The sequence below is a fragment of the Streptomyces sp. NPDC056296 genome, assembly GCF_042268605.1.
In the GTDB taxonomy this organism is placed as follows: domain Bacteria; phylum Actinomycetota; class Actinomycetes; order Streptomycetales; family Streptomycetaceae; genus Streptomyces.
The window spans coordinates 19,424-41,998 of the sequence record NZ_JBHJRX010000068.1 but is presented as its reverse complement, the minus strand read 5'-3'; the positions used below and the strand labels follow the sequence as shown (position 1 = coordinate 41,998).

Below are 22,575 nucleotides of genomic sequence, written 5' to 3'. Positions count from 1 at the left end.
CGCCAGCACTACGGCCGGGCCGGCTTCGACCTCCTGCGAAGACGCATCCTCCTGGCGCACTGACCAGCTCGCTTCACGGAAAGTGCCGAAGAGCCTCAGTTCCTCCCGGAGTCGGCCAGTGAGTCTACTGACCGCCGTCACGCTGCGTGTCTCGAGGATCGGTTTGTACTGGTCAGGGCGCTGGGAGGATCGCGTCTGCGATCTCCGGAGTTCCGCTCGGCGTGGTGATCGCACAGGCGTCCGCCTCACAGTCTGGCCCGGGACGTTCTGTGTCGCTGCTGGCGCTCCCTGTTCGCACCCACCAGCAGATGCGGGCAGCGCGCGCCCGGTCCTGCTGGCCCTGCCCTCCGCGAGGAAGCTTCCGGTGGGCCCGCACGACGGCTCCGTGGGGCACGCTGAACGGCCTGATCACGCCGTATCGTGCTCGGCCGGTTGCGGAGGGTACGCCGCAGCTTCAGCTGGTGCGGGCTGGGCGCACGGGTCTGCCGGCGCACGGCCCCAGCCCGCACCAACTGGCCAAGGCTCCCCAAATATCCGTACGCGGAAGGGGTCGCCCCACGCGGCCCACGGCCAGGGCGGAAGCGGGCCTGGTCGTCCTGGCCGTCCAGGAGGCTGGCGCTGCAGGGGGCCGGTGGCCGGACGAGATGTGAGCGCGGCTGCGGGCGGGGCCCGTCGGAGGCAAGACGGCCTATCCGGTCGATCTGGCAGGTATGGCGGTCATCATGGTCGTGCGGCTGCGTCGGCGGACCGCGCAGTCGCAACGACGAGAAGCTGACCGTGCTGATCGTCCTGGTCTTCGGCATCACCGAGTCCAGCCGCTGAAAGCAGAGCACCGCGGGATGCTTCCGGCCCCGCGTGTCTCCGTGCCCTTGTGGCGGCTCGAACGATGCCGTCGGGCGCTTGACCTCGGGTATAGCTCCGTCCAGGATGCGTGTTGGCATCGGGTGAAAGGGCAGCTCGGAGGAGTCACGGCGTGGCGCTGGCAATTGAACGTGAGCAGCGCACCACGCTTGGCCATCGCCAGAACTTCGTGGGCCGTTCGGCGTCGTACGGGACCGTTGCCTGGGACTACCGCGGCCGGACCTGGGTGGTTGAACGGCCCGAGGACGGCGAACCAGCCCGTCGATACTCCGTCAAGTGCCTGGTGTGTGCGAAAACGCTGTCCTATACCGTGCACAGCCCTGCGGCGACGCGGCGCAGGCGTGCCCACCGCTGGATCGCGGCCCTTGCCTGCCTGGTCGCCGCGTTCCCCCTTTACGGTCTGATCGCGTTGGACCCAGGCAGTGTCCTCGTGCTGTCGATCGGTTTTGGCGGTGGAGGCCTGGCCCTTGCCACTGGCGGGTGCCTCGCAGTCGTTGCTGGGGGCGAAGCCGGTCTCGTCGGTCGTGGGTCCGCCGTGCCCGGCTACCCGAAGCACAAGCTGTTCGTCTCGAAAGCCGAGGGTGGCCGCTGAATAAGACGATCAGTAAGGACCTTGTCGCGCCAACGGCGTCCTCGGCGCTTCATTGTGTTGGCCGTTGTCACAGGCCCCGCCCCGGCTCGGCCGCTGACAGACAGCGTCACGGGCCGGTGCGGCTCAGCGGGTCCGGTAGCGTGCGTAGATCAGTCCGCTGTCGAAGGCACGTTCCTCGACCAGCTCGAGATCGAGGCGGACGCCGTCGGGGAAGAACCGCTTGCCGCCGCCGACCACGCTCGTGGTGACGAACAGGTGGTACTCGTCCACCAGGCCGGCCGCGATCGCCTGGGCCGCGAGGTTCGGGCCGTCGACGGTGAGGTCGTGATCAGCCTCGGCCTTGAGCTTGCGCACCGCGTCCGGGTCGAAGGTCCGCTCGATCCTGGTCTTCGCGCTGGATACCGACTCAAGCGTCGTGGAGTACACGATCTTCTCCGCGGCCTGCCAGTCGCGGGCGTACTGCAGGATGTGCGGCGGCTGGTCGGGCTCGGTGTGCGCGGTCTCCCAGTAGACCATCGTCTCGTACATCCGTCGGCCGTAGAGGTAGGTGCCGACGGGGCGGAAGAGGTCGTTGATGAAGGTGTGCACCTCTTGGTCCTCGGCCCCGGTGCCAAGGTCGCCCTCCGCCGCCTCGGCGTATCCGTCGAGCGAGGTGATCATCGAGTAGATGAGCTTTGCCATGCGTCTCCTTCGAGTACGACCGCGTCAGTCTGCCGGCGGCCCTACAGATGTGACCTCCGCACGACCCAGAACTCATCGATCGGCCGGCCGGCCCGGTTCCGTCGACCGTCAGAGCCGGGACGAAGCGCACCGCGTCGGCAGACCCAGTTGCGCGCGGCACCTCATCGGCACGGTACCCCGCACGGTCTCAAGGACCGGCCGGCTCAATGCCGGAACGCCGGTCCGCACCCGCGATGGACGGGGGCACGTGGAGGGGACCAGGCATGCGCTGGAGAGTGAGTAGTCACCGGATGCCGCTTCCCCGCCCGGAATCCTCACGGGTGGTCCTGATCGGTGTCGCGGACTACGATCACCTGCCGCCCCGACCGTCCGGAACAACGTCGTGGCACTCGCCGAGTTCTCCACTTCAGCACCGGGCTGAGGCCTGCCGTCGGAGCACCGTACGGTCGTCACCGATCCCAGACAGCCATCGAGTTCATCGACTCCGTCCGACGGGCAGCCGCCGAAGCCACCGCGACAATCCTCGTCTATTACGGCGGACACGGCCATCTCGACGACGACCTGCCTGCCGTTAGAACGGCAGGAGAACAAGCCGGCCCCGTCCGGCGAGTGGGACGCGCGGCCAGAAGGGCCACCGGCGTCGCCGTTGCCCGGTTCGCCCACAGACCGAGCGGACGAACCACGCCGCGACGAGCAGCGCCGAGGCCGTACGACCCCAGCCGACGCACTGGCTGCCGGGGGTGTACGGAAGCAGGGCGAGCGGCACGAAGACCCACGGGTGGACTCGGCCTGGTGCTACCGACGGGATCCCGACACCACTCGTCCCGAGGGCCTACGGTCGAAGCCGCGGACGAGGAGCTTCTGACCAGGACCATCGCCCGCCAGGAACGCGCCGATCTCCTCCGACACCGAGTCCCGCCGGTCCCGCGGCGGCGTGGTCCCTGGTGACGTGGGTGCAGCAGGCGTTCGCGATCAGGTGGTCAGCGCCGCAAGCTCCGCGTTGGCACGCTCGGTGACCAGGGCGAGGACACGGCCGGCGGCGGCCAGGTCCTCGGCGGGTATCCCGTACCAGATGCGGGCGGAGATGGGGGCGACCTCCGCGCCGACGGCGGCGAGCAGCTCGCGCCCCGCGTCCGTGGGGCGAAGGTACGCGGCGTCCGTAACGAGCAACTGCCGGGCCAGCAGCTCGTCGAGAGTGGCGCGGATATCGACCGGATCGGCCTTGAGGGAGCTCCGGACCTGGGTGACGACGTCATCCGGTGTCTGCGGCGCGTCGGTGGTGACGACGGCGCGCAGGACGATCTGCTGCCGGAACGTGACACCGTGCCGGGCCAGGACGTGCTCCAGGACGCCGCGGGCGGCGTAGTGGGCCAGGCCGAGGACGCGGGAGTCGGCGGCGGGGGCCGTGGGGGTGGCCGCAGTGGTGGTCATGGTGTTCTCCCCTGAGTGGTGTCGTCGTTCGGTACGGACGGAGCGAGGGGTACGTAGAGCAGGGTCGTCAGCTCGTCGGTGAACGCACGCGTCCGCGGGGCGTCGAGGCCGCCGAGCGGCTCCAGCAACTGCTGAAGTAGTTCCTGGACCACCACGACGGCCTGCCGCGTGACGGCCTGGCCCTGCTCGGTGAGAGCGAGCTGTACGGCTCGCGGGTCACTCGGGTCGCGGGTGCGCTCGATCAGACCGGCCGACTCCAGGGCGCGCGCCAGCTTCGAGACGTACAGCGCCTCCAGGCCAGTATGGTCGGCGAGCCGGCGCTGGCTGGGCCGCTCGCCGGCCCGCTGCATGCCGTGCAGCGACGCGACCAGTGAGTACTGCGCGTGGGTGAGGCCCAGTGGAGCCACCGCGCGATCGACCGCGACGCGCCATTTGTTGGCGAGCCGCCATACCAAGAAACCAGGCGTAGGACCCGGTGCACCCTTACCCATGACGATAGATTACATGGCGACTATGTCCATGGCTATTATCCTGTGGATCTCGTGGCGCCCCCACTCGGCGGCGCGACGTCCCAGTGGAACACCTCCGACGCGGGACCGCTGAACCGCCGCCCCTCGTGCTGGGTCCGGAGTTTCAACCCACAGGTCCACCGGCCTGCTTCAGTCGGTGGTCCTGCGAGTGCGGTGGGAACACGAGGACGCCGTGCAAGCGAAGAGCTTCGGATTGGGACCGGCCCGGGCCGGACGGTCAGACGGGGGCGCTCTCCCCGGTGATCGCCTTGCCGACGACCAGAGTGTTCATCTCCCTGGTGCCCTCGAAGGAGTAGATGGCCTCCGCGTCCGCGAAGAAGCGTGCGACCTCGTGGTCCAAGACAGTAGGCGCCGATCATGACATAGAGGGCCTGCCAGGCCACTCCGCTGCGCGTGGCGCGCAGAATCTCCGCGACGTCGCGGAGCGAGGAAACGTACCGCTCCTGCGGAACGGCCGTAAAGCGCTGCTGACTCGTGCGCTCGCGGCTGGTGTACCGGCGTACCGCACCGCGGAGCTGACCGGCGAGGAGCTGGCCAACGTCAAGGCGATCGCCCACTGCCGGCAGCCGGACTGCCGAGGGGTGACCTTCGCCCGGCCACGGCTGGGCCGGCACGCTGAGCCGTTGGGAGCAACTCGCCGCCGAACCCGGAAACCGGGCACTTCCCGGTGCCGATCACCGACCCCACCCGATGTGAAGCGCAGGCCGGGTCGATGGGCGGGCGTCGTTCGTCGATCTGTTCCTGGCCCGGATCTCCCGCAGCCGCGCCCTGCGTCACTTCGTGACAGCTACGCCATCTGGAATTTCGGCAGGGCCACCGGGGTGGCCCGCCTGTCGCACGACCATCCGAAACACGTTATTTAATCCAAAGATGCTAGAAAAGGTGTATGCAGGGGCGTTCCGCTCGATCGAACCGTGCCGGTCAGCTCTCGGTCGACCTGACCGGTGAGGGAAGGAGCCCGGGCCGTTGGTGGGAGCTGCGTGGGCGCAGCGTCGCCGGGCAGGTGCTGTTTCTCCAGATCGTGGTCGCGGTGTTCCTGATCGCGGCGGCCGTCGCGGGGCTCACCCTGCAAGCACGCAACGACACCGAACAGGATGCGCAGGAGAGGTCACGGGCAGTCGCGGAGAGCTTCGCGCACTCGCCGGGGCTCGTCGCAGCACTGGAGTCGGACGATCCGACAGCGGCGTTGCAACCGTACGTGGCCGCGGCGCACGGGGGCACAGGGGTGGACTTCATCGTCGTCATGGCGAAGGACGGCACCCGCTACGCCGACACCGACCCGGATCTGATCGGCAAGCGGGCGGAGGGCGTCGAGCGGGCGGCGGGCGGCGAGCCGTTCACCGAGATCTACGAGGGCGATCCGACGGATGCGGCACGAGCGGTGGTCCCGGTCACCAACGGTGACGGCGCGGTCGTGGGGCTCGTCGGGGCAGGGGTGAGCCTCCGAACCGTCGGGCAGTCACTGCAGGACCAGATCCCGGTGATCATGGCCTCGGCCGGTGTCGCGCTGCTTCTCGCCGTCGGCAGCGCCGCGCTGGTCAGCCGACGCCTGCGACGTCAGACACGGGGCATCGGGCCCAGTGAGATGACTCGGATGTACGAACACCACGACGCGGTGCTGCACGCCGTCCGCGAGGGGGTACTCATCACGAGCCGCGACGGTCGTCTGGTTCTGGCCAACGACGAGGCGCGGCGGCTGCTGCAGTTGCCGAAGGAGTCCGACGGGCAGCACATCACGGAGCTGGGCCTCGATTCCGCCACGGTCGAACTGCTCTGCTCCGATAGCCCCGTCACGGACCAGGTACACCTGGCCGGGGGCCGGCTGGTGGCCGTCAACACCAGGCGCACCGCCCCGTCCGGCCGACCCTCCGGCCACGTGGCGACCCTCCGGGACAGCACGGAGCTGCGAGCACTGGCCGGCACGGCGGAGGTGGCCCGTGAGCGGCTGAACATCCTTCATGAGGCGGGGGTACGGGTCGGTACGACCCTGGAGGTTGTCCAGACGGCCGAAGAGCTGGCGGGTGTGGCGGTTCCGCGGTTCGCCGACTTCGTCACAGTGGACCTGCTGGACGCCGTGGCGCGGGGCGAGGAGCCGTCCGGCACGCCCACGCAGATGCGGCGCACCGCCCTGCGCGGCATTCGGGAAGACCACCCGTTCCGGCCCGTCGGAGGCGTCGTTCCGCTCGACGTCACGGGCACGCCCGCTGCCTCGGCGCTGACCAGTGGACGGGCGGTGCTGGAAGCCGACCTGACAGCCCTCCACACGTGGCCGGCTCAGGACCCGGAAGGGGCCGACGCCGTCCGCGCGTACGGCATCCACTCGCTCGTCACGGTGCCGTTGCAGGCGCGCGGCATCCCTCTGGGCGTGGCCCACTTCTGGCGTACGGAGGGCTCGGCGCCCTTCGACCAGGAGGACCTGACGTTCGCCGAGGAGCTGACCGCCCGAGCCGCCGTCGCGATCGACAACGCTCGCCGTTTCACCCGCGAGCACACGATGGCGGAAACCCTTCAGCGGAGCCTCCTGCCGCACGTCCTGCCCAATCAGAGCGCCGTTGACATCGCCTACCGCTACCTGCCCGCCCAGGCTCGGGTCGGTGGCGACTGGTTCGACGTGATCCCCCTGCCCGGTGCCCGTGTCGCGCTCGTCGTCGGTGACGTCGTGGGGCACGGGTTGCACGCGGCGGCCACCATGGGACGGCTGCGTACCGCCGTACAGAACTTCTCGACGCTGGACCTGCCCCCGGACGAACTCCTGACCCATCTCGACGAACTGGTCAGCCGCCTCGACCAGGAGGACCCCGAAGGTTCGAGCGGGGAAGCGGTCACTGGCGCCACCTGCCTCTACGCGGTGCACGACCCGGTTTCCGGACGGTGCAGCATCTCGCGCGCAGGGCACCTCGCCCCCATGCTGGTCCATCCCGACGGCACCGTGGGGATGGCCGAAGTGCCCATCGCGCCGCCACTGGGCCTGGGAGGCCTCCCGTTCGAGACCGCCGAGCTGCAACTGTCCGAGGGCAGCACGCTCGTCCTCTACACGGACGGGCTGGTCGAGCGGCGCGACCGCGACATCGACGAGGGCCTGGAAGCGCTGCGCGGCACACTCACCGGGGCACACGAGCGCACTCCGGAGGAGATCTGCGAGGCGGTGTTCGACGGCATGCTGCCCGAGCACCGTCACGACGACGTAGCACTCCTCGTCGCCCGCACCAGACTGCTGGACCGTTCCCACGTCGCCGACTGGGACGTCCCCCGCGACCCCGCCGCCGTCGGCACCGTCCGCAACGCGTGCAGCCGTCAACTGACCGAATGGGGCCTGGACGACATGGCGTTCACCACAGAGCTCATGCTCAGCGAACTGCTCACGAACGCCATCCGTCACGGCTCCGAACCGATCCACGTACGGTTGCTCTACGACCGGGCGCTGATCTGCGAGGTGTCCGACGGCAGCAGCACCTCCCCCCATCTGCGCAGGGCGGCCACGACCGACGAGGGCGGACGCGGGCTGTTCCTCGTGGCACAGCTCGCCGAGCGATGGGGAACCCGATACACCTCGACCGGCAAGGTCGTATGGACGGAACAGTCCCTGACGCAATTGCCCTCGGCCGAGGCGCCGCTTCCCGATCCGCGTCTCTTCCCGGGGCTCGACGACCTGTCCGAGTTGGAGCCGTGACCGACGGTGGCGTAGCGGCCGCGCTGGTCGGGGTGGACAAGGGCCAGGGTGCCCGGTAGCGCGGCGAGGGGGTCGCTCGCGGGTGCCGATGGCCGTGGTGACCCACTCGACCAAGGTGCCGCCGGAGATTGAGTACGGCGGGCGTTCCGGCCCCGCCGCGCCCGGGGGAGAGGGAGTGTCTGCGGTGGCTGGGGTCCCTGGGGGTCACTGTACCGATCCTCTCCTGTCCTCGCGGTCAGCCGGTCATCTCCACCGTGCCGCCTCACGGCCGGGAATAGTGCATGGCCGGAACACTGCCTCTGCGCCAGTAAAGCGCGGGTCCAGCCGCTGGGTTTGGCTGTGACCGTCCTGTTCGCGGCAAACGTGGGGGCATGAGCGGTCAGGTGTCAGGGTCGCCTTCGGGGTGCGTGAACCGCACGGGCCTGAGGAGCGCAAAGCCGGCGGGTCCATACATCTGCCGCTTCAGCATCTTGATCCGGTTGACGTGGTCGTCGTCTCCGTCGCCCCCGAACTCGGCGAGGCGCTGCCCGGCGACTTCTCCAGCCCTCAGCTGCGCCAGTACACGGACGAGGCCGCGCCTGACCGCACACATCTACAGGCCGGCAGCGCCCCGCCCAATTCGGTGACACTCTCTGTTCAGTTCCGTCGTTTGCCCAGCTCAGAATTCGAACGGGGCCTTCGAAGTGTGGTGAGGACCGTGTAGAAGCAAGATAGGTATCTCTGTCGCGGGCACGACGTCGACCGTGTTCAGGATCAGAGGTGCTGACCGAGATCCGCGAAGAGCGTTGTGGACAGGGGAGGGCTGGCATCGGTCCTGTCCGGTGCGCTACGTTGTGCGGCGATGACTACCGGGACGGCATTGCGCCACACACGGATTGGTGACCCGGCGCTCCTCTGAGCGCCGTACGGGCCGGAGTCGGCCCGTTGTCGGGCCGACGACCCGGTGCTGCTGCGCGGGCTCCGCCTCCTGTCGTGTTGATCACAGCTCGACACGTCAACCACGACAGGAGAACTCATGCCCACCAAGATGCTGCAGATTCCCACCGCGGACGGCCAGGCCGACGCGTTCGCCGCCTTCCCCGACAACGGCGAGCGGCACCCAGGCGTGCTGATGTACCCGGACGGCTTCGGCATTCGGCCCGTGCTGCGGAAGATGGCCCGCGAACTGGCCGAGCACGGGTACTACGTGCTCGTCCCCAACCTCTTCTACCGGCACGGCCCGGCACCGGTGATCGAACTTCCCGAGCACATCGGAGAAGAGGTCCGGCCCGAGGTCTTCGCCCAGCTGATGCCTTTGATCGAGGCGCACACCGCCGAACGTGTCCGGAGTGACGCCGACGCCTACCTCAGCTTCCTCGCCACCGAGCCCGAGGTCGGCGCCGGACCGGTCGCGGTGACCGGCTACTGCATAGGCGGTCTCCTGGCGATGCGTACCGCCGCGGCCCACCCCGGCCAAGTGGCCGCCCTCGCCGCATTCCACGGCCCCGTGGGCGTCGACGGGCCTGACCTCTTCTCCAAGCTCACCGCCCAGGTCCACCTCGGCCACGCCGAAGGCGACATGACGCCTGAGGCCCTCGGTGAGCTCAACCAGGTCCTGGACGCCGCGGGGGTCGGCTACACCTCCGAGATCTACCCCGGCACCGTCCACGGCTTCACCATGTCCGACACCGACGCCTTCAACCCTGCCGCGCTGCGGCGCCACTGGGACCGCCTGCTCCCTCTCCTCGACCGCACCCTGGCCAACAGCTGAGGCTCCGGCTCGGAAGCCAAACCCAGTACATGGGTACGGAGTCCTAGCGATCTTTCGAAGCCTGTGTGAGGGCAGGCGCGGCCCGCCCTCACCGGTGTCGGCGTACTCGCAAGCAGGTGTACGCCGACAACCGGGGAGCCATTGCTTGATGGGCGATGTGGATGTGCGCGCCTCGCTGGTTCGGACTGACGAGTTCGTGACGGCGGTGGGAGGATCGGTACGGCTCCGCGCCTTCAGGGTCTCCCCGTGATGGTGGTGACCGCCAAGCCAAGACGATCAGTCCCGTTGTGCTTCACGGGAGGTCGGCTGTCGGCTTCTGCGGGAACTGCGGCGGGTGATTCGCAGGTCATAAGGTGATCGCGGCCGAGGTGATCAGAGATTCGTGGCAGACCGTGCTGCATCAGGTTGAGAGGCTGGGCGCTGAGGCGGACGTTGTCCACTCCCCGGAGCTGATCGGGGTGCTCAGGCACCTGTACTGGCAGCAGCCAGGAATTCACGGGCGCCCCCTGGCAGAGGCCGTCGGCCGGGGCGGACGGAGGGGACCCATTCGGCGGGCTCGGCGATCAGTGCCGTACCGACCGTGCGGAAGCCGAGTCGCGCGTAGATCTGCGCGACGTCGTTGTCACCTGCAGACAGAAAGACGGTGGCCGCGCCCCGCGATCGGGCGTCGGCCACCAGTGCCGCGGTGACCGTGAGTGCGAGACCGCGACGGCGAGCCGCGGGGAGCGTCCCGGCGTCCGGCGCCTGGAGCTCCGGCCACAACCCCGGCTCGCCCGGCACCGCACCCATTGAGCCTGCCCCGCCGGAGGCGCCCCCCTGGAGCATCCGGTGCCCAGGGCTGGAAGCGCGGCTTCCTGGACGAAGAGGTCTTCCACTGGATGCGCGACGTGGACCTGGTCGCCTGGGAGGAGGCGGCACAGCCGTTCGCGCTGGGCCTGGACGTGAACACCGCGTTCCTGCCGCCGCCTCCCGCCTGCCGGTGGGCCTGTGTGCCCCCGTGCACGAGAGGCGACCGGCCTTCGACAAGAAGGTTCCCGGATCGTGGCTGGCCGACCTCTCACACATCGAGCTGGACGCACGGCTGCCGAACCCGTCCACCATCGCCAGGGGTGGCATCGGCGAGTCCCCGCCCTGCGCCTGCTCTGGGCGGTGGGAAGGTGCGTGTGCGTGCATGACTCCAGGCTGCCCCCGCCAGGGGGTTTGTTCTTCGCTGTGGCCGTCAGTTGGCGTCGCTGCGCTCTCGTGCGGTTGAGAAGGTACGGGCGCTGGGGACGAGGGCGGCGGTGGCGGGCGCCACGAAGCAGATGAGCGCGCAGCCCGCGAGGACCGCTGTGGCGCCGAAGGCGTCGATGGCGGGGGCGATGACGGCGAGTCCGATCGGGGCGAGGCCGTACGAGAGCAGGAAGTCCAGTGAGGAGACGCGGGCCAGTTTGTCCGGGGCGACCTCGCGCTGGGCGGCGGTGAACCACGGCACGTTGAACAGTTCGATGCCGATGCCCGCGACGGTGTAGGCGGCCATCACGAAGACCGGGTGCACGGGGAAGACCAGGCTGAGCGGGGCGAAGCCGTAGAAGGCCAGGCCGGCGAGGGCGGCCCAGCCGGGGGAGCGCGGGCGCCAGCGGGCCATGAGCAGTGCACCGCCCAGCGCTCCGGCGGTGTAGGCGGTCATCGCACCCGCGAGGACGACCTCGGTCCCGTACTCGTCCCTGCTGACCATGGGCAGGGCGACGCCGGTCGCGGAGTAGCCGGTGGCTATGACGGCAGTCAGTGCGCCCAGACCGGCGAGGAACCAGGGGTGCCCGCGCGCCTCGCGGACCCCCTCCGTGAACTCGGTCAGGAAGGACGCCCTGCCCGCCCCGGCCGACGGCTCCGCCGTATTTTCCGCAGCCCCAGGCCGTGCGCCGCGTCCGGGAACACAGGCCGCGACGAGCCAGAGCAGCCCGATGCCCAACAGCAGTGCCCGGGTGTCCAGGGAGACGGCGAGCAGCGCGGCCAGGGAGGGGCCCACGAGGGTGGTGACCCGTACCGCCAGGGTCATGGCGGCGTTGGCCTGCTGCCTGCGACCGGCGTCGACCACCTCGGCGGTGAGGGCTTGGTAGGCGGGTCGGCAGGCGCCCTGGCCGGCTCCCGCCACCGCGGCGGCCGCCGCCATCAGCAGCACCGAGCGGCCCAGCCCTGCGGCGATCACCGGTGCTGCGGCTCCGGCGGCGAGCCCCGCCCACAACACGACACCCCGGCGGGAGTGCCGGTCGGCGAGCACCCCGGCCACGGGCACCGCGGCGAGGAACCCGACGGTGCGCGCGGCGAGGAGCAGGCCGAGGTCCGTGGCGGCCAGGGTCCGGTCGAAGACGGCGAGGCCGAGGACGAAGGGCAGGGCCCAGGTGGCCAGGCCCGATGCGGTGGCGCCCGTCCAGAGCCGGAGGAAGGCCAGGTCGAGCAGAATCGAGCGCTGCTTCACCGGAGGGGACTCGGCGGCGGTGGGAGGGGCGGCGGGGGTGGGCACGAGAGAGTACTCCTGTCCTGTTGGCGGTGATGGATCGGACGCGAACCGGCTACAACAGCCCTGTACAGCAGTGAGGTTGTGCGACGGGACCAGCCGTGGCACACGGCGGGCAGCGCGGCGCAGGCGCCACACTATCGCAGTGATAATCATTTCCATTAGAGTGCTGTCGGCCGCCCCCTTGTGATGGATGCCGCGGCCCTGTGCCGTCAGTTGGTCTGGGCTGTCCGTCGGGCCGGAGGGCGTGCTAGGTTCCTGCACATGAACATGATTTTCATTAGCGAGGGAAAGTGAAGGTACCGCACAAGCCGCCCCCCTCGGTCTTTGTGGCCTCGGCTGACGCGGACGCGGTCGACCCGGCCGAGGCGTTGGCGCCCCGACCCGCTGGGGCTGTGCGAACTCGACTCGCGTCCCGGAAAGTACTGTTCCTCAGCTGTGTGGGGTTGGCTGCCATCCTGCTCGTGTCCGTCGTCGTCGCCATCGGGCTCGGGCCGGCGGTCGTCACCCCGGGCGAGACCGCCCGCCATCTGTGGGCGGCTCTCAGTGGAGGGCGCATCGGCCCCGACAAGGTGACGACGTATCAGATCATCTGGCAGATCCGTACGCCGCGCGTGTTGTTGGCGGCGCTGGTGGGGGCCGGGTTGAGCGCGGTCGGAGTGGCGATTCAAGCCATGGTGCGCAACGCGCTGGCCGACCCCTTCGTCCTCGGGGTCTCCTCAGGCGCCTCCGTAGGCGCCGTCGGGATCACGGTCACCGGAGCGTTCGCGGCACTGGGCATCTACGCCGTCTCCGTCGGTGCCTTCATCGGTGCGCTCGTCGCCTCGATCCTGGTGTACGCCGCCTCCTCCAGTCGGGGTGCGCTGTCACCACTGCGCCTCGTCCTGACGGGCGTGGCCATGTCGCTGGGTTTCCAGGCTGTCATGAGCCTGATCATCTACTTCGCCCCGGACAGCGAGGCGACGAGCATGGTCCTGTACTGGACCATGGGCAGTTTCGGGGCCGCGACCTGGGGCGCGCTGCCCGTGGTCTCCCTGGTGGTGCTGGCCGGACTCGCGGTCCTGTACCGGTACGGGCGGGCGCTGGACGTCCTCTCCCTCGGCGACGAGACCGCCGCGAGCCTCGGCTTCGATCCAGACCGGCATCGCAAGGTGCTGCTGGTCCTGGTCTCGCTGGTGACGGGCGTCATGGTCGCCGTCAGCGGCGCCATCGCCTTCGTCGGACTCGTCATGCCGCACGTGGTGCGAATGGTCGTCGGCGCCACTCACGCCCGCGTGCTCGCCGTGGCCCCACTGGTCGGAGCGATCTTCATGGTGTGGGTCGACCTGGCGGCACGGACTCTGGTGGCCCCGCGTGAGCTGCCGCTCGGGGTTATCACCGCGCTCGTGGGGGTGCCCGTATTCATCGCGCTGATGCGGCGCAGGGGCTACACCTTCGGAGGTCGCTGACATGGACCTGAAACTCGACGAACTCTCCGTGGTGACGGACGGCAAGAGTCTCGTGCGCGGGCTGTCCCTGGAGGTGCCGGACGGACAGGTCGTGGGGCTCGTGGGACCCAACGGAAGCGGCAAGTCCACCGCGCTGCGGTGTGTGTACCGGGCGCTGCGGCCCAGCTCCGGAACCGTCCGGGTAGGTGAGCAGGACCTGACCCGGCTCCCGCTGCGCCACAGCGCACGCACCATCGCGGCCATGACCCAGGACGGTGGCGTCGACTTCGACTTCACGGTCGAGGAGGTCGTCGCGCTCGGACGCGCGCCCCATCTGCGCGGCAACCAGGCGCTCAGCGGCCGAGAACGCGGCTTGTGCGAGCGGGCGATGGACCAGCTCGACATCGGACACCTCGCGCACCGGGGCGTCATGACGCTGTCGGGCGGGGAGCGCCAGCGCGTGCTGCTCGCCCGCGCGCTCGTGCAGGAACCGGAGATCCTCGTCCTGGACGAGCCGACCAATCACCTGGACGTCCGCCATCAGGTCGACCTGCTCTCGCTCCTGCGCGGGTCCGGTCTCACCGTCCTCGTCGTCCTGCACGACCTCAACCTCGCCGCAGCGGCCTGCGACCGGCTCGGCGTGCTCTCCCGGGGCCGCCTGGTCGCTTCCGGCGCGCCCGCGGACGTGCTCACGACACAGCTCGTCGGTGACGTCTTCGGCGTCAGGGCCAGCGTCGTCCCGCACCCGCTGACAGGGGATCCCCAGCTCCTGTATTCGCTCAACTCCACCCGCTGAAAGGCCACTCACGCATGCGTACAACCCGAAACCTCGCCATGGTCCGCCGGCCTGCCGCTCTAGGCTCCGCCCTGGCGGCGGCCCTGGTACTCAGCGGATGTGGTGCCGAGGTCGAATCGGACGCCAAGGAATCCAGCAAGGTCACCGTCAAGCGTTGCGGCGAACCGGTGAAGTACACGGTGCCCGAGCGGGCCGTCGCCTACGAAGGCGGCAGCGCTGACAAGCTGTTCGCCCTCGGTCTGACCGAGCACGTGCACGGCTACGTGATGCCTCCCGCGAACCCGCCGGTGAGCGAGTCACCTTGGGCGTCCGAGTACGCGAAGGTGAAGATGCTCAGCGACGACCTTCTGAACAAGGAGGTCGTGGTCGAGGCCAAGTCCGACTTCGTCGTGGCCGGCTGGAACTCCGGCTTCAAGGACGAGCGGGGCATCACGCCCGAGATCCTGGACAAACTCGGCATCCAGAGCTTCATGCACACCGAGAGCTGCTTCAACTACCCCGGCCACCCCGAGAAGATGAGCCCCTTCGAAGCTCTCTACACCGACCTCGAACGGCTGGGCAAGATCTTCCGGGTCGAGAAGAAGGCCACGGAAGTCGTCGGCGGCTTGAAGAAGCGCGTGGAGGAGGTCGAGGCCAAGGCCCCGGACGGCGATCCGGTGCCCGTCTTCCTCTACGACTCCGGTACCGACCAGCCGTTCACCGCGGGCAACCAGGTGCCTCCCAACGACATCATCAGGACGGCAGGCGGCAAGAACGTCTTCGACGGCCTCGACGAGCGCTGGACCCAGGTCAACTGGGAATCCGTGGCCGAGTCCGAGCCCGAAGTCATCGTCATCCTCGACTACGGCGACCTGCCCGCCGCGAAGAAGATCGACTTCCTGAAGGAGTCCCCCCACACCAGGGAACTCCCGGCCGTGAAGAAGAACAACTTCTTCGTCCTCGACTACAACGAGGGCATCAGCGGCCCCCGCAACATCGACGGCCTGGAGAAGTTCGCCACCTACCTGCGCGAACTCAAGGGCTGAGCCTCCGCACACCACGGCCCGCCCGGCAGGAGTGAACGCCCGCCGGGCAGGCCGCACTTCGGCGTGACCAAGCGCCACCCCGTCGTGCGACAAGGAAAGGACCCCATGGACATGGACCGTGACTCGATCGGCCACGCTCTCCTGGAGCAGTTGCCCCCACCCCTGCCCGCCGAACGGATCATCGCCCTCAACCAGCCCAAGGCGGATCTGCACACCACTCGTTCCTACGAGTGGAACGGCTGGACGTTCGACGTTCCGCCCGGCGTCTTCATACCCGGTTGGACCAGCCGCCTGATCCACGAGCGGGTGCTCGACGGCCGCATCGAGACCCGCGGCCTCCGGTACGCCGCCATGGGCGTCGGCCTGGGTGTCGAGGCCGTCGCGGCGGCCGTCCGGGGCGCTCGGGAGATCCACGCGCTCGACGTCCACCCGGAGAGCGTGGCCGCCGCCACCAGTCACTACCGGCGCCTGGTCGGCGAGCGCCCGGACACCGCGTTCCTCCCTGCGGTGAGTGACGTCTTCGACGCTCTCCCCGAGGACGCCCAACTGGACGTCATCACCTTCAACCCGCCCGCCGTCAGTCAGACCGTCAGTGACGACCCCGACGTCGTACGCAACGTCTGCGTGGGCGCGCCGCTGCTGGCGAAGTTCTTCGCCCAGATCGCGGAGAAGGACCTGCTGGCCCCCGGCGGCGAGATCTACGTCATCGCCTCCAACACCGCGGACCTGCGGGCCCTGGTCCAACACGCTCTGGACCACGGGCTCAGCCCCCACATCGACCATCTCCACGACTGGCAGGACGGCGTGCTGACCTTCCTCTTCCGTATCACCCACGACACGCCTCGCACCGGAGGACGGCGATGAAGAACACCGAGGAACTCCTGGCCGCCGTCCTGGCGGGCGAGCACGGCCCCCGCCCCGCCGACCTCATCGCCACCAGCGTGTTCTGGGTGCACCACGGCACCCGGCTGGCCGGCGGGAACACCACGTACCTCAACCAGTACGTCCTCGTCCGCCTGGGCGACTCCTTCGGCGGCTGCGCCTTCGAAGCGGGTGAGGTCGACCCGTCCATATGCCGCGACGCCTCCGGTACCCCCGTCGACACGCTGCTGCGCGAGGCGCCGGGTCCGCTGCGGATCGCCGCGCTCGACGCCTACCTCAGCTCGGTCCGCCCGCACCGGGAGGCGACCGAGGCGGAACCGGTCACCCTGCCCGCCGGGACACCCGAGACCCGGGCGCTGGCGCGGGACGCGGCCATCGCCGGGCTCTTGGACATCGACGCCGGGGCCAGGGTCGGTCTGATCGGGGTGGTCAACCCGCTCGTCGCGGCCATCCGCGAGCGCGGCGGTGATCCCCTGCTCTGCGACTTCAACCTGCGCACCACCCAATGGGGCGACCCGGTCACCGACGACATGCACGAGGTGCTGGACACCGCCGACGCTGTCGTGGCCACCGGCATGACGCTCAGCAACGGGAGCTTCGACACCGTCCTGGCCCGCTGTCGCGAACGAGGCGTGCCTCTGGTGGTCTACGCCCAGACCGGCAGCGCCGTGGCGCGCGCCTTCCTCGGACGGGGCGTGACCGCCCTGTCCGCGGAGCCCTTCCCGTTCTCCCAGTTCAGTGCCGAACCCACCACCCTGTACCGCTACCGGGTGGCGGCCGACGCATGACGGCCGCCACCCGCCCGCCGGAGGCCCCGGCCCGTGGCACGGAGGGCACCGGATGCGCCGCCTGCCATCACGGCGAGATCCTGCAAGGCGTCTTCCTCGACGAGCGGCGGCGCACCGTCCACGCCCTGGTCACGCTGCCGATGCACGGGCCGGGCAGCACCGCCCGGTTCGCGCACCGGCCCGGCAGCTCGGCGGACGACGTGACGGTGACGCCCGGCGGCCGCACCAAGGCTCGTACGGCGGCCGTCCTCGCGGTACGGGAGTGCGCCGCACACCGCAACGCCGAGCCCTGCGGCGGGGAGTTGGCCCTCACCGGGGAGCTCCCCGTCGGGCTCGGCATGGGCTCCTCCACCAGCGACGTCATCGCCACCGTGCGGGCGGTCGCCGACTCCTGGGGCGTACTGTTGCCGCCGAGGTCGATCGCCCGGATCGCGGTGCGCGCCGAAGGCGCCAGCGACCCCCTGATGTACGGTTCACGCCCCCTGCTCTTCGCACAGCGCGAAGGCCGGGTCCTCGAAGTGCTGGGCGCCGCGCTGCCGCCCGCCGTGGTGGTCGGGTGCGCGCTCGCAGGAGGAGCACCGGTCGACACCCTCTCCCTCCCCGCCCTCCACCACGACGACGACCTCGCCGCCTACGGACACCTGCGCCGTATGCTCCGCCGGGCGGTGACCGACGCCGACACCGCCCTGCTCGGCCGGGTCAGCACCGCCAGCGCCCGCCTGCGCCAACGCGTCCTGCGCCACCAGGAGTTCCCGGCCCTCACCGGCATCGCCGACAGCACGGGCGCCGTGGGCGTGCAGATCGCCCACAGCGGGAACGTCGCCGGCATCCTCTTCGACCCCCGCACTCCCGGCCTGCACCGCAGACTGCGCCGCTGCACTCGTGCCCTGGGCCGTGAGGGCATCACACCGACCCGGACCTTCACCACCTTCGCGTCCCCCATCAGTGAGGAGTTCCCGTGGACGAACACATCTCGGAAGCCGTCGGCCGGCCGGACCTGATACGCCTCGACGACGGACTCCTCTGCCTGCGCTTCGAGACCATGAAAGTCGTCTCCGCCCTGGCCGCCGTACGCCACCTGCTCGACACCGGAGCCGTACGACGCGGCGACACCCTCATCGACAGCTCCAGCGGCATCTACGCCTACGCACTCGCCCTGGCCTGCCACCGCTACGGCATGCGCTGCCACATCGTCGGCTCCACCACCGTGGACCACACCCTGCGTACCCAGCTCGACATACTCGGCGCCCACCTGGAGCAGATGCCGCCCAGCAGCAGCCTCAAGCTCGACCAGAACCGCCGCGTCGTCCGCGTCCGGGAGATCCTGCGGGAACATCCGGATTACCACTGGATGCGTCAGTACCACGACGACGTCCACTACCTCGGCTACGAAGCCGTCGCCGAACAGATACACGACCGGTCCGGTGGCGACTCCCTCACCTTCGTCGGTGGCGTGGGCTCCGGCGCCTCCACCGGCGCCCTCACCCACTACCTGAGGAAACGCTCCGTCGACGTACGACTCGTGGGCATCCAGCCGTACGGGAGTGTCACCTTCGGTAGCGAACACGTCGCCGACCCGGAGATCATCATCGCCGGGATCGGCAGCTCCATCCCCTTCGGCAACGTCCGCCACGACCTCTATGACGTCCTGCACTGGCTCGCCTTCGACGCCGCCCTCGCCGGCAGCGTCGACCTGCTGCGCCGGCACGCAGTGTTCGCGGGCCTGTCCACCGGAGCCGCCTACCTCGCCGCCCGGTGGGAACGCCGCGAAGAGCCCCGCCGTACCGCCCTGTTCATCGCCGCCGACACCGGCCACCGCTACGTCGACACCGTGTTCGCCCGGCATCGGGAGGCCGCCCGGATCGAGGACCTGGCACCTCAGGCGGTGAGCGGCACGGACGAACTGTCCCTCCCCTGGTCCCGGATGAGCTGGGACGGGTCACCCGCGCCCGAGGGAGCGCTCCTCGGGTAGGCCGCCGCCGGGACGGGGTCGGGTGACGGCAGGGGAGCGTCGGAGTCTCAGTGTTGCTCGTAGGGGTCCGACGGCTCGGCGATCTCACGGACCGTCGTGGCGTCCAGCACCGGGGGCCAGGCCGCCGCCGAGCCCAGCTCGGCTCAATTCCCTGCTGCGGACCTGAGAGCCCGGCAGGGGCAGCTGTTGGAGGCGGACGGCGCCTGCGCCCCCCTGTGCCGCACCTGTTTTCGCGGGAGGCCACTGCCCCTGCACGAAGGACCCGGCACAGCCTGTCAGCGCCTGCGTTTGAAACGGGAGAGGAAGAACCCCTTCGGCTTCTCGGGGGCGGGCTGGTGGAGGGCCTTGTCGTCGTGGTGGTCCTCCGCGACCAGCCGCGCGAGTTCCTCGGCGACAGCGGCCGCTTCCGCATGCCGGTTCAGCGTGGGAAGCAGGTCACCGAGCAGACGGAGCGCCCGGATCAGATGCTGTCGCCACCCGTCCGGATTCGCCGTGGAGCGCCTACGGACGATGCCGATCGCCTCGGTGGCGGCGGTGTGCGCCTCGTCCAGCCGGCCGACGGCCACCAAGGCCTCGGCCATGGTGGGAAGTGCATGGGCCAAGTACGGCTCGACACCTGCGGGGTTGGTATCGCCGAGCCGCCGGAAGATCGCCACCGCCTCCTCGGAGTTGGCCACGGCACGCTCGTGACACTTCAGATGCATCAGGATTCCGCACTGACTGGCCAGCGTCGCGGCCAACTGCAGCGCCGACTCGGCGAGATCCTCTCGGCGCAGGAGAGCAATGGCCGCGTCGAAGTCGTCCCTCGCCTCAGCGACCAAGCCGCGAGCGTTCCCCAGGCTGTTCAACGCCCGGGCCAAGGGGACCTCGTACTGCGGCCTTCCCTGCCCCACCAGACGCCGATACGTCGCGACCGACTCGGTCAAGACCACGATCGCCTCCTGTTGGGAGCCGCACTCCTTCAGGGCGCTGCCGAGGTTTTTCAGCGCTCCCGCAAGGTCGGCGGTGAACTCGTGGCTCTTGTCGCTGTAGATCCGCGTGATCTTGATCGAATGCTCGAGCACGGGAATGGCCTCGGCCGGTCGGCCCCAGTCGACGAGCATGCCACCCAGGTTGCTCAGGGCCAGCGCCAGATGGTTGATCTTTGCGGGTTCCGCCACGGCCAGTTGGCGGCATACGGCGATTCCCTGCCGCATGACGGTCACAGCTTCCTCGCGCAGACCTTGGCTCCACAATGCCAAGCCACGGTTGACCAGCGAGACCCCTTCAGCCTCCAGCATGTCCGATGTGTGCACGGAAACCGCCTCCTCAATCGCAGATTCGACTCAGGCTCGTCTGTTCACGCAGGGCCCGGACAGTTGGCAAGCAACTGGTTGCACGTCGCGGTATCGGCCGTCCGGCAGATCTCGGGCGTGGCTTCAGCGCTGGAGGACGCTGTTCTCTTCGCTGTGGAGCAGGATGGGGACGGGACGATTGTCCGCGACGCTCCTCCTCGTTCCGCTCGATCGCTCGATCGGAGGACTGGTCGAGCAACCATTCAGACCGAGCGCCGGCACCGTCAGTGCGCAGAACGCTGCCGCGAACGACTTACGCATGGATCCTCTCCCGCTGTTGGTGGCCTGCTCCCACGAGTACAACCCCGTCGGATTTGTTCAGCAGCCCGGCTCCAACCGTGTGAACAATTCCCACAGCCCGGGGGAGAGCTCGGTCCGGGGCGGCCGCGCAGCCGGCGTGCGGGGTGCCGCACCGGCCGGACGGGTCGCCCGTCGACGGGCGTGACTCCACCACCGCGGTCCGGGAGGTCCGCTTCCACCGGGGGGAGCGGGAGCCCGGCTTGACGCCCGTCTACCCCAGAGTGGGGTGACTCCGAACCGCTCGGACTCCGGCGAGCTCCCGGACGGTGGCCATGTCGCTGAAGGGCAGCAGCGCGTCACCGACGATCTGGTAGGGCTCACTGCCCTTTCCCGCGATCAGGACGATGTCGTCCGGGCCGGCTGCCGAAAGCGCGAAGCCGATGGCGCTGCGGCGGTCGGCGATGCGTTGGTACGGGGTGCCCGTCTCCTCGATGCCCGGGGTGACCTGGTCCAGGATCGCCTCGATGTCCTCGTTGCGCGGGTTGTCCGAGGTGAGGACACAGAGGTCGGAGTGCGTCCCGGCGATCGTTCCCATCTCGGCCCGCTTGGTGGTGTCCCTGTCACCGCCGCAGCCGAAGACGGTGATGACCTTGGACCGGGCGAAGCCGCGGATGGTGCCGAGCACCTTGTTCAAAGAGTCGGGGGAGTGCGCGTAGTCCACGATCACCGAGGTACCACCAGATGTCGTGAGACGCTCGAACCGGCCCGGGATCTGCGGCATCCGTTCGAGCGCGGAGACCAGCCCGGGGAGGTCGTGCCCCAGGGTGTGGCAGGCCGCCACCGTGGCCAGCGCGTTGGCTACAGAGAACCTGCCGGGTGCGGGGATCGCGGCCGGGTACTTGCGACCGTCGTGGTGGATGTTGAAGCGGGTTCCCGAGGCGTCCACGACCAGATCCGTGGCCCGGTAGTCGGCCTCGGCGTCGAGGGCGTACGTGGTCACCGCGCCCGGCATCATCGTGCCGATACGCGCGCCCACCGGATCGTCCGCGTTGACCACGGCGTGCCGGCACAGTCCTTGGAAGAGCCTGAGTTTGGCGTCGCGGTAGTTGTCCATCGTGCCGTGGTCGTCCAGGTGGTCCTGGCTCAGGTTGGTGAAGACGCCCACGTCGACGAAGGTGCGGTCGACCCGGTGGGTCAGCAGGCCCATGGACGTGGCCTCCAGCACCACGGTGCCGACTCCGCGATCACGCATGCACCCCAGGAGGTATTGGAGGTCGGGCGATTCCGGGGTCGTCAGCACCGACCGGGGCATCGGGATCAGCTCGTCACCGATTCGGCTTCCGGCCGTGCCGATGACCCCGGCCCTCACCCCCTCGGCGATTCGCAGCACGGACTCGACCATGTACGAGACCGAGGTCTTCCCGTTGGTGCCCGTGACGGCCACCATGTCCATGCTGCGGCCAGGTTCGCCGAAGTAGCGGGAGGCGACGACGGAGGCTGTGATGCGGACGTCCGGCACCCGCACGACACAGGCATCTCCCGCTGTCGTCGGCAGCACGCAGTCGTCCTCCACGATGACCGCCGCCGCGCCCCGCGCGAGGGCAGGAGCGACCGCGTCCGGCCCGCCCTCCGGATGTCCGGGCACCGCGATGAAGAGCGATCCCGGCGCCACCCGGTCCGCGTCGAAGGCCGTTCCGGCGGTGATGCGCGTTTCCTCGGCGTCACCCTGAAGGATGTGGTGGATTTGTCCGGCCAGCAGCTCGCTCAGCTTCAAGATGGTCCCTTCGAGGGTGGCTCGGCCGTGATACGGCCATCGCCGGAACGCGGCAACGGCGATGCGCCGAAGCCGCATGGGGAAGTAGAGCGCGTGTGATGTGCGAGGTCGAAGCGGTGCGCGCCGTGCTCACGAGGGGCGCCGAAGCACGGCGCGGAAACGGTGTGGGATCGCCCCGACGGCAACCGCGGAAGGTCGCTAGACGTGCCCGTGCAGGGCGGTGCGGCAGCTCGCCACCACACCAAGGGCTGCCTGGTGCAGGCACTTCCCGCTCACGCCGGTGCGACTCATATGGCCGAGTGTACGTCCGGAAGGATGGTTCGGA

18 protein-coding genes and 1 pseudogene are annotated in these 22,575 nt (G+C 69.5%); 11 read left to right on the top strand and 8 right to left on the bottom strand.

Going from position 1 to position 22,575, the window contains the following annotated elements:
- Nucleotides 1-973 precede the first annotated feature (973 nt).
- The gene (locus ACFCZF_RS35270) at nt 974-1,453 is read left to right on the top strand and encodes a hypothetical protein (RefSeq protein ID WP_376675112.1); all 480 of its coding nucleotides are present in this window, start codon (nt 974-976) and stop codon (nt 1,451-1,453) included.
- A 123-nt stretch (nt 1,454-1,576) separates the two neighbouring features.
- Here ACFCZF_RS35270 and ACFCZF_RS35265 read toward each other — a convergent pair whose 3' ends face one another.
- The 4 genes and pseudogenes from ACFCZF_RS35265 to ACFCZF_RS35250 form a co-directional block, all read right to left on the bottom strand.
- On the bottom strand, nt 1,577-2,134 hold the full coding sequence (locus tag ACFCZF_RS35265) for a dihydrofolate reductase family protein (protein WP_376675111.1): 558 nt from the start codon (nt 2,132-2,134) through the stop codon (nt 1,577-1,579).
- Between the two features lie 972 nt (nt 2,135-3,106).
- The gene (locus tag ACFCZF_RS35260; protein WP_376675110.1) at nt 3,107-3,565 is read right to left on the bottom strand and encodes a MarR family transcriptional regulator; all 459 of its coding nucleotides are present in this window, start codon (nt 3,563-3,565) and stop codon (nt 3,107-3,109) included.
- Nucleotides 3,562-4,056 carry a MarR family winged helix-turn-helix transcriptional regulator gene (locus tag ACFCZF_RS35255; protein ID WP_376675109.1) on the bottom strand — a complete coding sequence of 165 codons (495 nt, stop codon included), beginning with the start codon at nt 4,054-4,056 and terminating at the stop codon, nt 3,562-3,564. Before ACFCZF_RS35255 ends, ACFCZF_RS35260 begins: the two co-directional genes overlap by 4 nt.
- Nucleotides 4,057-4,312: 256 nt before the next feature.
- A pseudogene (locus ACFCZF_RS35250) lies at nt 4,313-4,535 on the bottom strand (hypothetical protein); the annotation flags it as partial.
- On the opposite strand from ACFCZF_RS35250, the gene ACFCZF_RS35245 reads away from it, so the two are divergent.
- From ACFCZF_RS35245 to ACFCZF_RS35235, 3 genes are all read left to right on the top strand, one after another.
- A complete protein-coding gene (locus ACFCZF_RS35245) occupies nt 4,458-4,958 on the top strand; it encodes a DUF6003 family protein (protein WP_376675115.1) in 501 nt (166 codons plus the stop codon). The pseudogene ACFCZF_RS35250 and the gene ACFCZF_RS35245 overlap by 78 nt on opposite strands.
- 23 nt (nt 4,959-4,981) lie before the next feature.
- Nucleotides 4,982-7,765, top strand: a complete 2,784-nt coding sequence (locus ACFCZF_RS35240) for a SpoIIE family protein phosphatase (protein WP_376675108.1) — start codon at nt 4,982-4,984, stop codon at nt 7,763-7,765.
- Nucleotides 7,766-8,780: 1,015 nt separating this feature from the next.
- Nucleotides 8,781-9,515 (top strand): dienelactone hydrolase family protein, encoded by a 735-nt coding sequence (locus ACFCZF_RS35235; RefSeq protein WP_376675107.1) that lies wholly within the window; start codon nt 8,781-8,783, stop codon nt 9,513-9,515.
- Between the two features lie 462 nt (nt 9,516-9,977).
- Here ACFCZF_RS35235 and ACFCZF_RS35230 read toward each other — a convergent pair whose 3' ends face one another.
- A complete protein-coding gene (locus ACFCZF_RS35230; protein WP_376675106.1) occupies nt 9,978-10,304 on the bottom strand; it encodes a GNAT family N-acetyltransferase in 327 nt (108 codons plus the stop codon).
- A 430-nt stretch (nt 10,305-10,734) separates the two neighbouring features.
- Nucleotides 10,735-12,018 carry an MFS transporter gene (locus ACFCZF_RS35225; RefSeq protein ID WP_376675105.1) on the bottom strand — a complete coding sequence of 428 codons (1,284 nt, stop codon included), beginning with the start codon at nt 12,016-12,018 and terminating at the stop codon, nt 10,735-10,737.
- A gap of 389 nt (nt 12,019-12,407) precedes the next feature.
- Between ACFCZF_RS35225 and ACFCZF_RS35220 the strand changes: the two genes are divergently transcribed.
- The 7 genes from ACFCZF_RS35220 (at nt 12,408) to ACFCZF_RS35190 (ending at nt 18,902) form a co-directional block, all read left to right on the top strand.
- Nucleotides 12,408-13,460 (top strand): FecCD family ABC transporter permease, encoded by a 1,053-nt coding sequence (locus tag ACFCZF_RS35220; protein ID WP_376675104.1) that lies wholly within the window; start codon nt 12,408-12,410, stop codon nt 13,458-13,460.
- Nucleotide 13,461: 1 nt separating this feature from the next.
- The gene (locus tag ACFCZF_RS35215; protein WP_376675103.1) at nt 13,462-14,235 is read left to right on the top strand and encodes an ABC transporter ATP-binding protein; all 774 of its coding nucleotides are present in this window, start codon (nt 13,462-13,464) and stop codon (nt 14,233-14,235) included.
- Nucleotides 14,236-14,249: 14 nt separating this feature from the next.
- On the top strand, nt 14,250-15,260 hold the full coding sequence (locus ACFCZF_RS35210) for an ABC transporter substrate-binding protein (RefSeq protein ID WP_376675102.1): 1,011 nt from the start codon (nt 14,250-14,252) through the stop codon (nt 15,258-15,260).
- 105 nt (nt 15,261-15,365) lie between these two features.
- Nucleotides 15,366-16,124 (top strand): methyltransferase, encoded by a 759-nt coding sequence (locus ACFCZF_RS35205; protein WP_376675101.1) that lies wholly within the window; start codon nt 15,366-15,368, stop codon nt 16,122-16,124.
- Complete coding sequence (locus tag ACFCZF_RS35200; RefSeq protein WP_376675100.1) at nt 16,121-16,930, top strand: Rossmann-like domain-containing protein; 810 nt, start codon at nt 16,121-16,123, stop codon at nt 16,928-16,930. The genes ACFCZF_RS35205 and ACFCZF_RS35200 overlap by 4 nt, the downstream gene beginning before the upstream one ends.
- Entirely contained in the window at nt 16,927-17,931 is a 1,005-nt protein-coding gene (locus ACFCZF_RS35195; protein ID WP_376675099.1) for a GHMP kinase, read from the top strand. The genes ACFCZF_RS35200 and ACFCZF_RS35195 overlap by 4 nt, the downstream gene beginning before the upstream one ends.
- On the top strand, nt 17,889-18,902 hold the full coding sequence (locus tag ACFCZF_RS35190; RefSeq protein WP_376675098.1) for a pyridoxal-phosphate dependent enzyme: 1,014 nt from the start codon (nt 17,889-17,891) through the stop codon (nt 18,900-18,902). Before ACFCZF_RS35195 ends, ACFCZF_RS35190 begins: the two co-directional genes overlap by 43 nt.
- Nucleotides 18,903-19,177: 275 nt before the next feature.
- On the opposite strand, the gene ACFCZF_RS35185 is transcribed toward ACFCZF_RS35190, so the two are convergent.
- Nucleotides 19,178-20,197 carry a tetratricopeptide repeat protein gene (locus ACFCZF_RS35185; RefSeq protein WP_376675097.1) on the bottom strand — a complete coding sequence of 340 codons (1,020 nt, stop codon included), beginning with the start codon at nt 20,195-20,197 and terminating at the stop codon, nt 19,178-19,180.
- A 550-nt stretch (nt 20,198-20,747) separates the two neighbouring features.
- The gene (locus ACFCZF_RS35180) at nt 20,748-22,250 is read right to left on the bottom strand and encodes a UDP-N-acetylmuramoyl-L-alanyl-D-glutamate--2,6-diaminopimelate ligase (protein ID WP_376675096.1); all 1,503 of its coding nucleotides are present in this window, start codon (nt 22,248-22,250) and stop codon (nt 20,748-20,750) included.
- Nucleotides 22,251-22,575: the final 325 nt, after the last annotated feature.

Excerpts from the sequence above, each read along its gene's own strand:
- ACFCZF_RS35215 (WP_376675103.1), top strand. The coding sequence starts at position 13,462 with ATGGACCTGAAACTCGACGAACTCTCCGTGGTGACGGACGGCAAGAGT.
- ACFCZF_RS35240 (WP_376675108.1), top strand. The coding sequence starts at position 4,982 with ATGCAGGGGCGTTCCGCTCGATCGAACCGTGCCGGTCAGCTCTCGGTC.
- ACFCZF_RS35235 (WP_376675107.1), top strand. The coding sequence starts at position 8,781 with ATGCCCACCAAGATGCTGCAGATTCCCACCGCGGACGGCCAGGCCGAC.
- ACFCZF_RS35260 (WP_376675110.1), bottom strand. The coding sequence starts at position 3,565 with ATGACCACCACTGCGGCCACCCCCACGGCCCCCGCCGCCGACTCCCGC.
- ACFCZF_RS35195 (WP_376675099.1), top strand. The coding sequence starts at position 16,927 with ATGACGGCCGCCACCCGCCCGCCGGAGGCCCCGGCCCGTGGCACGGAG.
- ACFCZF_RS35200 (WP_376675100.1), top strand. The coding sequence starts at position 16,121 with ATGAAGAACACCGAGGAACTCCTGGCCGCCGTCCTGGCGGGCGAGCAC.
- ACFCZF_RS35230 (WP_376675106.1), bottom strand. The coding sequence starts at position 10,304 with ATGGGTGCGGTGCCGGGCGAGCCGGGGTTGTGGCCGGAGCTCCAGGCG.
- ACFCZF_RS35255 (WP_376675109.1), bottom strand. The coding sequence starts at position 4,056 with ATGGGTAAGGGTGCACCGGGTCCTACGCCTGGTTTCTTGGTATGGCGG.
- ACFCZF_RS35265 (WP_376675111.1), bottom strand. The coding sequence starts at position 2,134 with ATGGCAAAGCTCATCTACTCGATGATCACCTCGCTCGACGGATACGCC.
- ACFCZF_RS35205 (WP_376675101.1), top strand. The coding sequence starts at position 15,366 with ATGGACATGGACCGTGACTCGATCGGCCACGCTCTCCTGGAGCAGTTG.
- ACFCZF_RS35210 (WP_376675102.1), top strand. The coding sequence starts at position 14,250 with ATGCGTACAACCCGAAACCTCGCCATGGTCCGCCGGCCTGCCGCTCTA.